The sequence below is a fragment of the Bradyrhizobium sp. genome, assembly GCF_030697065.1.
In the GTDB taxonomy this organism is placed as follows: Bacteria; Pseudomonadota; Alphaproteobacteria; order Rhizobiales; family Xanthobacteraceae; genus Bradyrhizobium.
This window is the reverse complement of the sequence record NZ_JAUYQU010000115.1, coordinates 1-16625: the sequence shown is the minus strand read 5'-3', so window position 1 is coordinate 16625 and position 16625 is coordinate 1. Positions and strand designations below refer to the sequence as shown.

Below are 16625 nucleotides of genomic sequence, written 5' to 3'. Positions count from 1 at the left end.
GGACGCGTTGCGCAGCATCGCGGACGGGTGTGGGGTCTGTCTCCGCGGATAGAGACCCCTCATCCGGCGCGGACTTCGTCCGCGCCACCTTCTCCCACAAGGGGAGAAGGGAAGAAAGGCCGATGCTACAGCTGTCCGAGCAGCGTATCGCCGCCGGAAACCTCAACCTTGCCCGGCGCCGGCTCGAGATTGATCTTCTTCACCACGCCGTCCTCGACCAGCATCGAGTAGCGCTTGGAGCGGATGCCGAGGCCGTTGCCTGAAGCATCCAGTTCCATGCCGATCGCCTTGGTGAAGTCGGCGTTGCCGTCGGCGAGGAAGGTGGCCTCGTCGCGCTGGTCGGTGTCGCGCTTCCAGGCGCCCATGACGAAGGCGTCGTTGACCGAGACGATCGCGATGGTGTTCACGCCCTTGTCCTTGATGGCATAGGCGTTGAGGAAAATGCTGGGCAGATGCATCTTGTGGCAAGTGCCGGTGTAGGCGCCGGGCACCGCGAACAGCGCGACCTTCTTGCCCTTGAAGATGTCATCGGTGGTCTTGACCTGCGGCCCTTCCGCCGACATCACGCGAAACTTGGCTTCCGGCAGTTTGTCGCCAATATTGATGGTCATCGTCAATTCTCCTTGAATGTGCGGATGTTTCTTAGACCGGGCGGATGAGGCGCACAATATTCAGCGGCGCGGAAACAGCAATGGCCCGGCGGGTTCAACTTCATCCGGCGGAGCCCGTCGGCAGCGCAATGGCGCCGCCGACGTGTTCCTCACCGTGAGGTATGAGGATAATTGTCAGGCCGCCGCGGCCTTCTTTTCGTCGCGCAGTTCGCGGCGCAGGATCTTGCCGACGTTGGTCTTGGGCAGGTCGGCCCGGAATTCGACCTGTTTGGGAATCTTGTAGTTGGTCAGTTGTTCGTGACAGAACTTGACGAGGTCCTCGGCTGTGAGGTTGGGATCCTTCTTGACCACGAACGCCTTGACGGCTTCGCCCGACTTGGCGTCCTGCACGCCGATCACGGCGCATTCGAGCACGCCGGGATGCATCGCGATCACTTCCTCGACCTCGTTGGGATAGACGTTGAAGCCGGATACCAGGATCATGTCCTTCTTGCGGTCCACGATCTTGGTGTAGCCGCGCTCGTCCATCACGCCGATATCGCCGGTGCGGAAGAAGCCGTCCGCGGTCATCACGTTCGCGGTCTCTTCCGGCCGGTTCCAGTAGCCGGTCATCACCTGCGGGCCCTTGGCGCAGATTTCGCCCGGCGTGCCGAGCGGCACTTCGTTACCGTCATCGTCGCGGATCGAGATATAGGTCGACGGCACGGGAATGCCGATCGAGCCCGAGAACTTGTCGGTGTCGGCGGGGTTGCAGGTCAGGGTCGGCGAGGTTTCCGACAGGCCGTAGCCTTCCGACAGCGCGCAGCCGGTGACCTTCAGCCATTTTTCCGCGACCGCCTTTTGGGTTGCCATGCCGCCGCCGAACGAGGTTTTCAGCTTGGAGAAGTCGACCTTGTCGAAACCGGGCGAGTTCAGCAGGCCGTTGTAGAGCGTATTGACCGCCGGGAAGCTGTTGACCTGGTACTTCATCAATTCCTTGATGAAGCCGGGCATGTCGCGCGGGTTGGGGATCAGCAGGTTGACGCCGCCGGCCCGCACCCCGAGCAGGAAGCACGCCGTCAGCGCGAAGATGTGATAGAGCGGCAGCGCGCAGACGATGAACAGTTCGTCGACATGCGGCGGCTTCTTCAAGGCGGGCTGCAGCCAGGCGTCGTTCTGCAGCACGTTGGCCAGGATGTTGCGATGAAGCAGCGTCGCGCCCTTGGAAACGCCGGTAGTGCCGCCGGTATATTGCAGGAAGGCGACGTCATCGAGCGTCAGCGTCGGTTTGTTCAGCTTCATGCCGCGGCCGGCCGCGACCGCGTCGTTGAAAGATACCGAGCCCGGGAGAGACCAGGCCGGCACCATCTTCTTGACGCGGCGCACCACCAGATTGACGATCATGCCCTTGAAGCCGAGCAGATCGCCCATGCTGCCGACGATGACATGCTTGACCGCGGTCTTCGCGATCACCTGCTGCACCGTATGCGCGAAGTTCTCGAGCACGATGATCGCCTCGGCGCCGGAATCCTTCAACTGATGCTCGAGCTCGCGCGGGGTATAGAGCGGATTGACGTTGACCACCGCGTAGCCGGCGCGCAGCACGGCAGCGGTCGCTACCGGATATTGCAGGACGTTCGGCATCATCAGCGCGACGCGCGCGCCCTTCGCCAGCCCCTTGCTCTGCAGATAGGCGCCGAGCGACTGCGACATCTCGTCGAGATCGCGGTAGCTGATCGACTTGTCCATGCAGATGAAGGCTCTGCGGTCGGCGAATTTCTTGAAGCTCTCCTCCAGCAACTCGACCAGCGATGTGTACTGGTTGACGTCGATATCGCTGGGCACGCCGGCCGGATATTGCTTGAGCCAGATCCGCTCCATGGTACTTCCCCTCTGGTTTGCTTCCCGTTTTCCTGGCCGGGACGCCGTATTTCGGCCAGTATTGAGCAATGCAGCCGCCGATGGCAAGCGGCTGCGCGCTATCGACGCATTGTCGGTCAGGAATGGCCGGTCCGGGCGGCCGAATGCGTCACTAACCGCGCGGCGCCGCGGTGGAAGGTTTGGCGCTCGAAGGTTTGGCGTCGGACGGCTTGGCGTCGGACGGCTTGGCCTCGGTGCTCCTGGGAGCGCGCTTCGCGGCGGGCTTCGGCGCCGGCTTTTCGGCGGACTGTTCGGCAGGCTTTTCTGCGGCCTTGGGCTTGGCAGCCTGCGCAGGTTTGGGCTTGGCCGTTGCGGTCACGGGCTTTTCCGCGGCTTTGGGGGCGGCCTCTGGCTTGGCGAGGGCCTGCCTGGCCGCTGCCGGTTTGGCGGCGGATTTGCCGTCGGACTTGACCTCCGACTTGGCCTCCGACTTGGCCTCCGATTTGGCTTCCGTGCCCGCCTGGCCGGCTTCGAGCGCGCCCGGTTTCTTGGCCGCGACCCGCGGTTTCTTGGTGCGCTGCTTGGGCGTCTGCTTTTGCTCGTCGACGGCCGCCGCGGCAATCAGGGCGGCGCCTGTCTTCTTGGGACCGGTGTAGACGACGACAGGCTCCGATGCCGCGGGCGCCGCTGCCATCAATTCGGACGGCTTCGCCATCGGCGCCTGCAGCCCGGCGGTGAAGAAGGTGACGGCGGATTCGCCGCTGCTGGCATTGCCGTTGCTGGCAACGGTGTCCGGGTCCTCGTCGGTCGCAGGGCGCTTGCGCTTTCCGTTGCATATTTCGTCGCGCAGGTTCGGCGGCGAGGCGTCGATCGGCACCAGATTGTCGACCGTGCCGAGCGAGGGGCGCAGCCAGCTCAGCGTGTTGTCGGCAAAGCCGCGCTCGAGCAGTTGCGCCGCCTTCACCGCGCGGGCCTGGCCCGAGGACGAGCCGAGCACCACCGCGATCAGCCGCCTGCCGTTGCGTGTGGCCGACGCCACCAGATTGTAGCCGGAGGCGCAGATGAAGCCGGTCTTGAAGCCGTCGGCGCCGGGATAGCGCCCGATCAGCTTGTTGAAATTCTGCGTGACCCGCCGGCCGTAGCGGATCGAGGGCGTGTGCATGAAATATTCGTATTCCGGCAGATCGCGAATGATGGCGCGCGCCAGCATGGCGAGATCGCGCGCCGAGGTGACCTGGCCCTCGGCAGGCAGGCCGTTCGGATTGACGTAGGTGGTCTGCGTCATGCCGAGCCTGAGCGCAGTCTGGTTCATCTGTGCCGAGAATCCGTCGACCGAACCGGCGACGCCCTCGGCGAGCACCACGGCGATGTCGTTGGCCGATTTCACCATCATCATGTGCAGGGCGTTTTCGACCGTAACCTGGGTGCCCGGCTTGAAGCCCATCTTGGATGGCGACTGCGAGGCCGCGACAGGCGATACCGTGAGCGTGCTCTCGAGCGACAGCCGGCCTTCCTTGACCGCCTTCAACGTGACATAGGCGGTCATCATCTTGGTGACGGATGCGGGGTACCAGGGATAGGTGGCGTTCTCCGCCTGCAGCACCTTGCCGGTGTCGGCTTCAACGACCAGCAGCGCCTCCGCATGCGCGGCACGCGGCGCAATGACGGCGAGCGCAGCGCCGACAACGATCCAGCTCAGCGAAATCTTGCGAAGCGAAGGCAAAGGAAAATGCACTATGCGATTCCGGTCCTTTGAGACCCGCCTGCGAACAGGAGGTCCTGGGTGTGACGTGCGGGTTTCAAGCGTGTCCGGCGCATGCAAATCTATACCGGCTTGCCGGTTCGGAATAGAGGCTGTGCGATTAAATCGTGGACGAAATAGGTCAGATACCGGCGATACTTAAGTCTTGACAGCCGTGCTGTCGGGCGGTGGCGTCTGGATGCTGGCCCGGGCATTTTCCTGGACCATGAACTGGGCCCTTGCGAGTTCCGCAAAGCGGCCGCCTTGCGCCACCAGTTCGTCGAAAGTTCCACTTTCGATCACCCGGCCATTGTCGAACATCAGGATGCGCGTGGCGTGGCGGATGGTGGAGAGCCGGTGCGCGATCACGAAAGTGGTGCGGCCCTTCATCACCTCGTCCAGCGCGGCGTTGAGTTTGGACTCGGTGACGGCATCGAGCGCGCTGGTGGCCTCGTCGAGGATCAGGATCGGCGGATCCTTCAGCAGCGCGCGGGCGATCGACAACCGCTGTCGCTCGCCGCCGGACAGCATGCGTCCGCGCTCGCCGGCACTGGTCTGGAATCCCTGCTCGCCGCGCTCGATGAAATCCAGCGCCTGGGCGCGGCCGGCCGCAATCCGCAATTCCTCGTCCGTCGCGTCCGGCTTGCCGACCCGCAGGTTCTCCGCGATCGATCGGTTGAACAGCAGCGCTTCCTGGAACACGACGCCGATGTTCCGCCGCAGCGCGGTCAGCGTCAGGCCGCGGACGTCCATGCCGTCGACCCGGATGAAGCCCGACTGCGGATCGAAGGCGCGATGCAGCAGTGCGATGGCGGTGGATTTGCCGGCCCCGGTGGCGCCGACCAGCGCGATGGTCTGGCCGGGCAGCGCGGTGAAGGACAGGTCCTCGACCGCAGGCCGCTTGCCGTCATAGGAGAACGATACGTCCTTGAACTCGACCATGCCCGACAGCCGGCCGGGATCGATCGCGTCGGGCCGGTCGCGCACCGCGGGCACCGCGTCCAGTACGTTGAAGAATTCCTGCAGACGCGGCGCTTCCATGAACACGCTGTTGACGAAGGAAACCACCTGCTCGAGCTTCTGGATCAGCATGGTGGCGAAACTCACGAACATCACGATCTCGCCGACGGTGGTGAGGCCCTGTTCGTGCAGCGCAATGCCGACGGTGAAGATCGCCAGCACCGTGATGGTGGTCGACGCCCGCGTGATGACGGTGACGAGAGCCCACCACGACAGCACCGGCATCTGCACCGCCAGCAGCTTGTCGGCGACGTATCGCAGGCCCTGCACTTCGGCCTGGATGCGCACGAAACTCTGCACCAGCGCGACATTGCCGAGCGCGTCGGAGGCGCGCGCGGAGAGGTCGCTGTAATGCGCCTCGACCTCGCTTTGCATGCCGTAGGTCTTGCGCACCACCAGCGTGGTCAGCACCGTGAACACCACGCACAGGATGAACAGCAGGACCGCCAGCCGCCAGTTGATGTAGAGCGCCAGCGGCAGCAGCACCACCAGCGACAGGATCGCGGCAAAATGCTCCCGGAAGAATCCGAGCCACAGCCGCCACAGCGAGTCGGTGCCGTTCAGCATCACCTTCATCAGCCGGCCGGAATGGGTGCCGGTGTGGAAGGTCAGCGGCAGCTGCATGATGTGCTCGAAATAATTGGTCAGCACGACCTGGCGTTGCCGGTGCGCCAGCCGGTCGGCGTGCAGCGCGACCGCGGCGCTGCAAAGGATCGTGAACAGGCCGAACGCCGCCCACGCCGCCAGCAGCGGCCAGGCCGAGGACGATGCCAGCGGGCCTCCCGTCGGCTTGCCGGAGAGCACGTCGACGATGCGGCCGAACAACACGGGCTCGGCGAATTGCGCGCCGGCCAGCAGCAGATTGGCGCCGGCCAGGATCCAGCCCAGCCGCGCCTCCTTGCCGAGCAGTTCGAGGACGCGGGTATAAAGGCGAAACATGGACATGCGGGCGGGACTCGCGGGACAGCGGATCGGCGCATTCTAATCAGGGATCGCCGCGGAGATACAGCGCTACGCTGCTTTCTTCCTCAATTGATCATGCGGTCGCCTGGTGCGGGCAGGAAGGAATCGTCGAAAATATCGGCTGCAGCCGGCCGCTTCTGAAACTTGAAGTCCTCGGCGATCTGATCGACCGAGCGACCGAAACGGGCGGGGTCGATGCCGCCGATGCCGTCGCGTTTCACGTCGCCGGTCAGGATGTTGTCGCGAAGGACGGTGCGCAGGCGCTCCAGCTCGAGGTCCCGCGATCCGCCGTCCATCCGGCTGACGACCTCGTCCGCCGCGCGTCCCGGCTGCTTGATGGCCAGTTGGGTGCCGGCCACCACCGCGCGCAGAAAACCCTTCACCGCCTCGGGCTTGGCGGCCGCGAATGCCGGATTGACGATCAGCGCGAAGCCGTAGGCTTCGCTGCCGTAATCGGCGTAACGCAGCACGGCAAGGTCGTCGGCGGGAATGCCGCGGTCCCGCAGATTGATCCCCGAAAGGTAGGAAAAGCCGGTCACGGCGTCGACCTGGCCGGCCGACAGCATCGGCTCGCGCACGGCGGCGCTGATCTTGCTCTGCTTGACGCTTGCGGTCTTGATACCGTTCTGCCGCGCCAGCGCCGGCCACAGCCGGATCGACAGGTCGCCCTCGGGGACGCCAAGCGCCTTGCCCTCGATATCGGAGAGCGCCCGAACGCCCCGGCTCTTGCGGGCCATGATGGCATAGGGTGCCTTGTTGAACAGCACGAACACCGCCTTGATCGGCGGCGCGCCAGGCTTGTCGCGAAACCGGATCAGTTCGTTGATGTCGACCAGCGCGAGGTCGCTGGTCCCCGCGGCGACGCGGGCGATGCCGTCCAGCGATCCGCTGGCGGTATGGGTGCTGACCGCGAGCCCCTCCGCCGCGAACAAACCGCGGCTCGCTGCCAGCACGAACGGGGCGGCGCCGGCGTCGATCGGTCGGTCGAGGGAAAACTGGATGGCGACCGGAGGTCGCGTTTCGCCCGCAGCGTCGCATTCCCCCGCGCCGAGCCCCATGCCGAAGCCGAGACTCAGCAGGCCAAGCAGCGAACTCAGGAAGCCGCGATCGGTTATGGTCGAAATTCCACGCATTGCGATTACTTCTGGCGGACCGACGCCAGTTGTAGCGCCGGCTACGTTTGTTTCATGACGCCGGGGGCGTCGGAGGTGGGCATTCTGTCGCATCACCCTGAACGGGTGATGACTGCCACGATTTCGACACCGATTGTTCAGCTTGCATTCGGATTGGGGAACCTAATATGAGGCCAGTGGTTAGCTTTCCGAGGCCTGCCAGGCCAGACGACCACGGAGGACATCAAATGTTCGCGCGTAAAGCCTTGTTTTCATCGGTCAGCCGCGCCCTTGTCGTCGCGACCATCGCTGCCGTGGCCGTGACCGCGTTCGAGCCGTCCACGGCCCGCGCCGGATCCGCCCCGGCAGGGCAGGGCCTTTCGACGGCTGTGGCCAGCGATGCCACCGATTTCAGCGCCCGTCGGCGACACGCCCGTCGCGGCGGCGGTAACGCTGCAGCGGCAGCCGCTTTCGTCGGTATCGTCGGCACCGGTCTCGCTATCGCAGCGACACAGAACCGCCGGCACTATTATTACGACCGCGGACCGACCTATTACGGCGGAGGCCCGGTCTATTATGGCGGCGGTCAGCCCTACTATGGCGGCGGACACTACCGAGGCGGCTATCCCAGCAACCATTACGGCCGCGGCGGCGCCTTCGATACCCTGACGCCCCATCACCGCTGGTAACCATCGCCAAGGGCCTGTTCACTCCACGGAGGAGATCGTGATGTTCGCGCGTAAGATTTTGCTTTCATCGGGCGGTCGCGCCGCTGTTGTCGCAACGGTTGCGGCGTTGGCATTGACCGCGTTCGAGCCGTCAACGGCTCGGGCCGGATCCGCGCCCGCAGGCCAAGGCTTGTCGCAAGGCTTGTCGGCGGCGGCGACCAGCGATGCTACCGACTTCAGCGCCCGTCGCCGGCATTATCGCGGAGGCGGAGGCGCCGCTGCGGCGGCCGCTTTCGCCGGGATCGTCGGCACCGGGATCGCCATTGCCGCGGCCCAGAATCGCCGGGACTATTACTATAGCGGCGGGCCGGCCTATTACGGCGGTGGCCCGGTCTACTATGGCGGCGGCCCCTATTATGGCGCTCAGCCCTATTATGGTGGCGGCTACTATGGCGGCGGATATTACGGCTCGAAGGCGGGCGTGCCGCGTTTCAACGGACATCCGATCGCCAACTGGTAAACGCCGGTTTCCGACCTGAATCGATCCGCCGGCATCTTAACGATGCCGGCGGATTTTTATGCGCGGAAGCGGCGAGTGAACGGGCCGTTAACACGCTTTGCATCGGTTTCGATTAGGCTTTGAGAATGGGTGATTCGCTCGAACGGCTTTATCAGGCTGTCCTCGCGGCCAAGGATCTCGATCCGGCCGTGTCGCGGACCGCACGGCTGTTTCAGCGTGGCCCGGCCAAGATGGCCAAGAAACTGGCGGAAGAAGCCATCGAGGTCGTGATCGATGCCGTCAACGGCAATTCCGATGCGGTCGTCCGCGAGAGCGCCGATCTGCTCTACAATCTCACCGTGTTGTGGGCGTCCGCCGGCGTGCGGCCCGAGGACGTCTGGCGCGAGATGGAGCGGCGCGAGCACCTGCTCGGAATCGCCGAGAAGTTGCCGAAGGAGCCGGCCAAATCGCCGGCGAATACGCCCCCAGCCGTCGCGCCTCCGGCAGATCGGCGGCGAATTGTCGCGCTTGAGGGACGCAGCCTGCGAAAGCGGCACTAGACCTCGCAAATTTCTCCTTTCCACCGGCATGGACAAATTCGCTCCATGGTGGTTCATCGCGCCATGCTGAGACGAATCTACGATTGGTGCATCGAGTCCGCCCACAAGCCCTATTCCGTCTGGATCATGGGCGCGGTGTCGTTCGCGGAAAGCTCGTTTTTTCCGGTGCCGCCGGATGTGATGCTGATCCCGATGGCCTTGGCGCGGCCGGAGCGGGCCTGGTACTACGCCACGATCTGCACCATCACCTCGGTGCTGGGGGGCGTCGTCGGCTACGCGATCGGTGCGCTGCTCTATGATTCGCTGGGGCAGTGGCTGATCCAGATTTACGGCCTCAGCGGCAAGGTCGAGGCCTTCCGCGCCTCCTATGCTGAATGGGGCGCCGTGATCATCATCGGCAAGGGTCTGACGCCGATCCCGTACAAGCTGGTGACGATCACCTCGGGCTTTGCCGATTACAACATCTGGCTCTTCATCCTGTGCTCGATCATCGCCCGGGGCGGCCGTTTCTTCGTGGTCGCGATCCTGCTCAACCGCTACGGCGAATGGATCCGGGCCCAGATCGAGAAGCGTCTGGGCCTGTGGGTGGCGCTCGGCGCCGTCGTGCTGGTGCTCGGGTTTGTCGTCGCATTCAAGCTGATCTAGGGCCGGAAAAGTCGGAATCGGCTTTCCGCGATGATCATGCCGCTCCAGCGGAAAGATCATGACCCGCCCGTCGTGAAATGCTTGGCCGGTCCGCGGCTTCGGGTTACGTTTCAGGCATGCTCGATTCAACCGGCACCTTCTCCGCATGGCTCGGGACGCGGGGAGCGACTGCAAGCGCGGCGCTCTTGATTTTCGCGCTGGCCACCGCCGCGGCATCGGCGCAGGCGGCGCCGCCGCCGTCGCTCGGCATCCAGTCGCCGGCCCAACAGTCGATGCCGGACCGGACCCAGCCGCCTGCGCCGCAGCAGAATGAAACCGCACCGCCGTCGCGGCCGGAGAATCCGGGCCTGATCAACGAAATCGAAAAATTGTGGGAGAAATCCAAATCCATCCTGCCCACACTGAAAAGTCCGCAGGAGGCGATCGAGAATTTGAACACGCGCGCCAAGGATGCCACCAGGGATGCCGGCGAGGGCCTGTCTCGCCTGGCCAAGCCCTCTTTGATGGTGACCGGCCGCATGGGGTGCCCGGTTTCAGCCAATGGCGCGCCGGACTGCAAGGCCGGCGCCGACAAGCTCTGCCAGAGCAAGGGCTACCAGGAGGGCAAGAGCCTCGATACCGACGCCGCCGAAAAATGCTCGGCCAAGGCCTACCTGCCGGGGCGAAAGCGCGAGCCGGGCGACTGCCGGACCGAAAACTACGTCACCCGCGCACTCTGCCAATAGCGTCAAAACGCAGCGCCAAAATGCAGCGTCAAAACGCAATACTTGACACTGGAAAGATTGCCTTGTTGGTAGAATGTCTGGCATCTCCAGGCTACCGCCTGGCTCGTTAAAAATAACCAGAAGGATTTTTCCGAATGTCCATGCCTGCTCTGTTCAAGGGCCGTCTGTCGATTCCGGTGATCGGTGCGCCGCTGTTCATCATCTCGGTGCCCGATCTCGTGATCGCGCAGTGCAAGGCGGGGATAGTCGGATCGTTCCCGGCGCTGAATGCGCGCCCGCCGGCCCTGCTCGACGAATGGCTGGTTCGGATCAAGGAAGAACTGGCAGCGCATGACCGGGCGCATCCCGAGCGGCTGTCGGCGCCGTTCGCGGTGAACCAGATCGTGCACAAATCGAACAACCGGCTCGATCAGGATCTGGCGCTCTGCGAGAAGCACAAGGTGCCGATGATCATCACCTCGCTCGGCGCCCGCGTGGAACTCAATCAGGCCGCGCATCGCTGGGGCGGCATCGTGTTTCACGACGTGATCAATCAGAGGTTCGCGCACAAGGCGGTCGAAAAGGGCGCCGACGGCCTGATCCTGGTGTCGGCCGGCGCCGGCGGCCATGCCGGCGAGATCTCGCCGTTCGCCTTCGTGGCGGAGACAAGGCAATGGTTCGACGGACCGATCGCGCTGTCCGGAGCGATCGGCAACGGCCGCGCCATCCGTGCCGCGCGGATCCTCGGCGCCGACTTTGCCTATATCGGCTCCGCCTTCATCGCCACCACAGAGGCCAATGCGGTGGAGGGCTACAAGCAAATGGTCACGACCTCGACCGCCGAAGACATCGTTTATTCGAGCCTGTTTACCGGCGTGCACGGCAACTATCTGAAGAAGTCGATCGTCGCGGCGGGCATGGATCCGGACAATCTGCCGGAGTCCGACCCGTCGAAAATGAATTTCGGCACCGACGCCTCGGGTGAGCGCGCCAAGCCGAAGGCCTGGAAGGAAATCTGGGGCTCGGGCCAGGGCGTCGGCAGCATCGGCAAGATCCTGCCCGCCGCCGAATTGATCGCGCGGTTCAAGCAGGAATATGACGAAGCGATCGATCCGCCGCTGTGATCCTCCGGCGAACCTAACCGAGAGCGAACCTCAATGGACGCCATTTTTCGCGTGGACGGCAATCGCGTCCTCACCAGTCCTTATGCCGCCGGGCCCTGGGATCCCGGCATGCAGCACGGCTCGGCGCCGGCCGCGCTGGTGGTTTGGGCGGCCGAGGCGATTGCGACGCCGGTGCCGATGCAGATCGCCCGCGTCACCATCGACCTGATGCGCCCGGTCCCGGTGGCGCCGCTGACGCTTGAGACCGAAGTGCTGCGGGAAGGGCGCAAAATCCAGCTCTGCGCCATCCGGCTGCGCGCCGGCGATGCCGTCGTGGTCGGCGCCACCGTGCTCAAGATCAAGAGCCAGACACTGGCGCTGCCGCCGGAGGTTCAGGATCTGCCGGTCGAACTTCCCGGGCCGGATCAATCGCGCGTCGAGCCGGCGGATTTTTCATCGAGCCCTTTTGTATCCGGCATGTCGCTGCGCGCGGCCCGCGGCAGTTTCGGCGTGCCCGGTCCCGGTGCGATCTGGTATCGCGCCGACCGGCCGCTGGTTGAGGACTCGCCGGCGTCGCAGGCGATGCGGGCGGTGGTCGCGGCGGATTTCTGCAACGGCACCTCCGCGGTGCTGGATTTCCGGCAATGGACCTTTATCAATGCCGACCTCACCGTCAGTTTCGCGCGCCAGCCGGTTGGTGAGTGGATCTTGCTCGATGCGGAGTCCTGGATCGGTCCCGATGGCGCCGGGCTCGCGATGGCGCGGCTCGCCGATACGAGGGGTTATTTTGGCCGCGCGGTGCAGAGTCTCGTGATCGAAAAGCGTTAGGCAACCGACGCGTCGGCTTCTATCCGCGGATCTTGGCGCGTTTTGAGAGATTTGTTCCCGCAAAAAAAGTTCCATTATCGGGAACGGTTGGACAGCGTGGCGGTTTTTCCCCGGTAAGGGGCTGACATGAACGCTGTCGAAGGACGTGCCAACAAGGCGAAAACCGGAATCTGGGGGCTCGACAACATCCTGTCGGGCGGATTCACGCGCGGGCATGTATTCCTCGCCGAAGGTGCCCCCGGCACCGGCAAGACGACGGTGGCGCTGCAGTTCCTGCTTGAAGGCGCCCGGGCCGGCGAAAAGTGTCTCTATATCACCCTGTCGGAGACCGAACGCGAACTGCGCGCGGGCGCGGCCTCGCATGGCTGGTCGCTGGAGGGCGGCATCGACATTTTCGAATTGCTGCCGCCGGAAAGCCTGCTCAATTCCGAACAGCAGCAGAGTCTGCTGTATTCATCCGATCTTGAACTCGGCGAGACCACCAAGCAGATTTTCGAGGCGGTTGCGCGCACACGTCCGGACCGGGTGGTGCTCGACAGCCTGTCCGAAATCCGGCTGCTGGCGCAGAGTTCGTTGCGCTATCGGCGGCAGATTCTGGCGATCAAGCACTACTTCGCGCAGTTCAATACCACCGTGTTGCTGCTTGACGATCTCACCGCCGACGTCGCCGACAAGACCGTGCACAGCGTCGCCCATGGCGTGCTGAGGCTTGAAGAGCTCGCGCCGGCCTATGGGTCTGAGCGGCGGCGCGCGCGCGTCATCAAGTATCGCGGCGTGAAATTTCGCGGCGGCTACCACGATGTCACCATCACCACCGGCGGCCTCAACGTCTTCCCGCGGCTGGTGGCATCGGAGTATCGCAGCAATTTCAGCCGCAACAAGGTGTCGAGCGGCGTCGTGGAATTCGACCAGTTGCTGGGCGGCGGCGTCGAGACCGGTTCGAGCACGCTGATTCTCGGTCCCGCCGGGACGGGCAAATCGCTTGCCACCATCGTGTTTGTCTCCGCCGCAATCAGGCGAGGCGAGAAGGCCGCGCTTTTCGTGTTCGATGAGGAGCTTGGCCTGCTGTTCTCGCGCATGAAGGGGCTCGGCATCTGCCTCGAGGAGATGCTGCGCAGCGGCAACCTGGTCATCGAGCAGGTCGATGCCGCAGAACTGTCGCCGGGCGAATTTGCCCATCGTGTCCGCAAGCGGGTCGATGAGGATCAGATCAAGACCGTCGTGATCGACAGCCTCAACGGCTATCAGGCCGCGATGCCGGAAGAGAATTCGCTGATCCTGCACATGCACGAATTGCTGCAATATCTCAACCGCAGGGGCGCCGCGACCTTCATGACGGTGGCGCAGCACGGGCTTGTCGGTGACATGAAGACGCCGGTCGACGTCACCTATCTCGCCGATACCGTGATCCTGCTGCGCTATTTCGAGGCCCTCGGCTCCGTTCGGCGCGCGATGTCGATTATCAAGAAGCGGACCGGCGCGCATGAATCCACCATTCGGGAATACCTCATTGACGGCCGCGGCCTCACCATCGGCGCGCCGCTCGAAGGGTTTCAGGGCGTGCTTCGCGGTGTGCCGGTCTATCTTGGCGAGGGCCAGCCGCTGCTGCAGGAGCAGGATGCGTGAGACCCGGAGCCTCATCCGAACGCGCCCTCATCCTGGCTCCGACCGGCCGCGACGCGGCGGTGGCCGTGGCGCTGATCCAGGAGGCGGGCTTTCACGCCGATGTCATCAGCGACATCGCAGGGCTGGTTCGGGAAATGGAAGCCGGCGCAGGCCTTGCCGTCATCGCCGACGAGGCCATCAAAACCACCGATCTGCGCGGCGTGATGAACTGGCTGGCAGATCAGCCCTCATGGTCCGATTTTCCGATCGTGCTGCTGACGCACCAGGGCGGCGGTCCGGAGCGCAATCCCGATGCGGTACGTCTCGGACAGGCGCTGGGCAACGTTACCTTCATCGAACGGCCGTTTCATCCAACCACGCTGGTGAGCATCGTCGGCTCCGCGATCCGGGGCCGCCGCCGCCAGTACCAGACCCGCGCCATTCTCGCCGACCTCACCGAAAGCGAAGGCCTGCTGCAGACGGCGTTGAACGCCGGCCATCTCGGTGCGCTGGAGTTGCACCTGCCCGGGTTCGAACTCGAAGCTTCCGATACCTGCAAGGCGTTTTTCGGGCGCAAGCCCGATGAGCCGTTCTCTTATCAGGACCTTCTGGCCTCAATTCATCCGGACGATCGTATCAGGCGCACCGAAGTGATGGAGCGGACCATCAAGACCGGCCGCGACTACAGCATCGAATACCGCGCCATCTGGCGAGACGGATCGCAGCACTGGATCGATGTCCGTTCGCGCGCGGTTCGCGCGCCGGACGGCAGCATCAAATCGCTGGTCGGCGTTTCCTCCGATATCACCGCGCGCAAGCTCGCCGAAATCGAGCGCGAGAACCTGCTGTCGCAGCTGGCTGCCGAGCGTACCGCGCTGGCGGAACTGACCGCCACGCTGGAACAGCGCGTCGAGCAGCGCACCGCCGATCTGATGAAGGAAGTCGCGGCGCGCGAAAGGGCGCAGGAGCAGTTGCGCCAGGCGCAGAAGATGGAGACCATCGGCCAGCTCACCGGCGGCGTCGCGCATGACTTCAACAATCTGTTGATGGCGGTGATGGGCAATCTCGATCTGCTGCGCAAGCGCATTCCCGACGACCCGCGCCTGCACCGGCTGATCGACGGCGCGCTGCAGGGCGCCGAGCGCGGCGCGTCGCTGACCCAGCGCCTGCTGGCGTTCGCCCGCCAGCAGGATCTTCGCGCGGTGTCGGTGGATCTGCGGTCCCTGATCCAGGGCATGATCGACCTGCTCGAGCGCTCGCTCGGTCCGCGCGTCGTATTGCGGCTGGACATTCCGGAGGGGTTGCCGCCGGCGCGGATCGACGCCAATCAGCTCGAACTGGCGATCCTCAACCTCGCCATCAACGCGCGCGACGCCATGGAAGACAGCGGCACGATCGACATCCGCGTCGCCAGCTATCGGGCCAGCGGCGATCCCGGCTTGAACGCCGGCGATTACCTCAAACTGTCGGTCATCGACAGCGGCAAGGGCATGACCTCGGATATCCTGAAGAAGGCGATCGAGCCGTTCTTCTCGTCGAAACCGCTGGGCAAGGGCACCGGCCTCGGGCTGTCGATGGTGCACGGGCTTGCCGTCCAGCTCGGCGGTGCGCTGCAGCTCTCCAGTACCGTGGGAAAGGGCACCACCGCGACGCTGTTGCTGCCGGTCGCCACATCGGTCCCCGAGACGGAAATCCCGGTGCATCGGGCGCAAAAGGTGGACCGCTCGGCGGTGATCCTGTTCGTCGACGACGATCCGCTGATCGCGATGTCGACCACCGAAATGCTGGAAGATCTCGGCCATCACGTGATCGGCGTCAATTCCGGCCGGCACGCGCTCGACATCCTCAGGAGCGAGCAGCCGATCGACCTGATGATGACGGACCATGTGATGCCCGGCATGACCGGGCTCGAACTGGCGGCGGCGACCCGCGAGGTGCGGCCGTCGCTGCCGATCCTGCTCGCCACCGGCTATGCCGAACTGCCCGACGGCGCCCAGCTCGATCTGCCGCGTCTGGCAAAGCCCTACCACCAGGACCAGCTGCGCGACCGGCTCGATCAACTGCTGGGCTAGAGCGAGATGATGTTAGGTTAAATCGGTCGACGCGGATGCGGCTTACCTCTCCCCAGCGGGGAGAGGTCGATTTGCAAAGCAAATCGGGTGAGGGGGCTGACCTAACCAAAGACCGTAACCCCTCACCCGGCGCTACGCGCCGACCTCTCCCAAAGGGAGAGGTGACGATGCTGCTCCAGTTCAACCTGATCTCATCGCGCTCTAGTACCCGGAATCATGGATCGGTACTGCAGCCCATGCTTCGAGACGGCCACTTCGTGGCCTCTTCAGGATAAGGTTTTACGTGTTGAAACATAACAACCTCGTGCGGAGCGAGCGTCTTGAAGCATGGGCAGCAAGCGACTCACCGATCTCACAACTGTCGCTGCCGCGCGACGCGTCCGACCCATCGAGTGAATGTGACGGTGTGTGACTGCCTGACGGGCAAATCACTTCCGTTTATCAGAACTCAGAGTCAAGCCCCTCACGCAAAAATAATTCTGTTTTCCGGAAATAGAAATCGAGCTATATGTCTGGCCATCCCGTCCCACTCCGAGGGGCGTTGCGCAAGGTCACCAGTGCGGGACGGGGATGCGGTGGACGCGGATGGCACTCCTGACTCGAGCGCCTGAGGCGGATGCGAAATCGTGCGGTCCTGACACCTCGGTGCTGGTGT

At 64.2% G+C, this 16625-nt stretch carries 14 protein-coding genes; 9 read left to right on the top strand and 5 right to left on the bottom strand.

The genetic code is table 11. From position 1 onward, the window contains the following. Window positions 1–125: 125 nt before the first annotated feature. From Q8R73_RS09765 to Q8R73_RS09745, 5 genes are all read right to left on the bottom strand, one after another. Complete coding sequence (locus tag Q8R73_RS09765; protein ID WP_305719341.1) at window positions 126–611, bottom strand: peroxiredoxin; 486 nt, start codon at window positions 609–611, stop codon at window positions 126–128. 174 nt (window positions 612–785) lie between these two features. After that, window positions 786–2471 (bottom strand): long-chain fatty acid--CoA ligase, encoded by a 1686-nt coding sequence (locus tag Q8R73_RS09760; RefSeq protein WP_305719340.1) that lies wholly within the window; start codon window positions 2469–2471, stop codon window positions 786–788. 151 nt (window positions 2472–2622) lie between these two features. Next, the gene (locus tag Q8R73_RS09755) at window positions 2623–4185 is read right to left on the bottom strand and encodes a D-alanyl-D-alanine carboxypeptidase family protein (RefSeq protein WP_371126070.1); all 1563 of its coding nucleotides are present in this window, start codon (window positions 4183–4185) and stop codon (window positions 2623–2625) included. A gap of 165 nt (window positions 4186–4350) precedes the next feature. After that, a complete protein-coding gene (locus Q8R73_RS09750; RefSeq protein WP_305719339.1) occupies window positions 4351–6156 on the bottom strand; it encodes a glucan ABC transporter ATP-binding protein/ permease in 1806 nt (601 codons plus the stop codon). A gap of 83 nt (window positions 6157–6239) precedes the next feature. Beyond that, window positions 6240–7307 carry an ABC transporter substrate-binding protein gene (locus Q8R73_RS09745; RefSeq protein WP_305719338.1) on the bottom strand — a complete coding sequence of 356 codons (1068 nt, stop codon included), beginning with the start codon at window positions 7305–7307 and terminating at the stop codon, window positions 6240–6242. A 227-nt stretch (window positions 7308–7534) separates the two neighbouring features. Here Q8R73_RS09745 and Q8R73_RS09740 point away from each other — a divergent pair, with 227 nt between their 5' ends. From Q8R73_RS09740 to Q8R73_RS09700, 9 genes are all read left to right on the top strand, one after another. Then, window positions 7535–7975 (top strand): hypothetical protein, encoded by a 441-nt coding sequence (locus Q8R73_RS09740; RefSeq protein ID WP_305719337.1) that lies wholly within the window; start codon window positions 7535–7537, stop codon window positions 7973–7975. 40 nt (window positions 7976–8015) lie between these two features. Beyond that, window positions 8016–8474, top strand: coding sequence for a hypothetical protein (locus Q8R73_RS09735; protein ID WP_305719336.1), 459 nt, complete (start codon window positions 8016–8018; stop codon window positions 8472–8474). Between the two features lie 125 nt (window positions 8475–8599). After that, window positions 8600–9013 carry a phosphoribosyl-ATP diphosphatase gene (gene hisE / locus Q8R73_RS09730; RefSeq protein WP_305719335.1) on the top strand — a complete coding sequence of 138 codons (414 nt, stop codon included), beginning with the start codon at window positions 8600–8602 and terminating at the stop codon, window positions 9011–9013. 45 nt (window positions 9014–9058) lie between these two features. Continuing rightward, complete coding sequence (locus tag Q8R73_RS09725) at window positions 9059–9658, top strand: YqaA family protein (RefSeq protein WP_305719334.1); 600 nt, start codon at window positions 9059–9061, stop codon at window positions 9656–9658. Window positions 9659–9774: 116 nt separating this feature from the next. Beyond that, entirely contained in the window at window positions 9775–10383 is a 609-nt protein-coding gene (locus tag Q8R73_RS09720) for a hypothetical protein (RefSeq protein ID WP_305719333.1), read from the top strand. 134 nt (window positions 10384–10517) lie between these two features. Then, a complete protein-coding gene (locus tag Q8R73_RS09715) occupies window positions 10518–11486 on the top strand; it encodes a nitronate monooxygenase family protein (RefSeq protein WP_305719332.1) in 969 nt (322 codons plus the stop codon). Window positions 11487–11519: 33 nt separating this feature from the next. Beyond that, entirely contained in the window at window positions 11520–12293 is a 774-nt protein-coding gene (locus Q8R73_RS09710; RefSeq protein WP_305719331.1) for a thioesterase family protein, read from the top strand. Window positions 12294–12419: 126 nt separating this feature from the next. Further along, window positions 12420–13919: an ATPase domain-containing protein gene (locus Q8R73_RS09705; RefSeq protein ID WP_305719330.1), complete on the top strand. Its 1500-nt coding sequence runs from the start codon at window positions 12420–12422 to the stop codon at window positions 13917–13919. Beyond that, a complete protein-coding gene (locus Q8R73_RS09700; RefSeq protein WP_305719329.1) occupies window positions 13916–15970 on the top strand; it encodes an ATP-binding protein in 2055 nt (684 codons plus the stop codon). Before Q8R73_RS09705 ends, Q8R73_RS09700 begins: the two co-directional genes overlap by 4 nt. Window positions 15971–16625 lie beyond the last annotated feature (655 nt).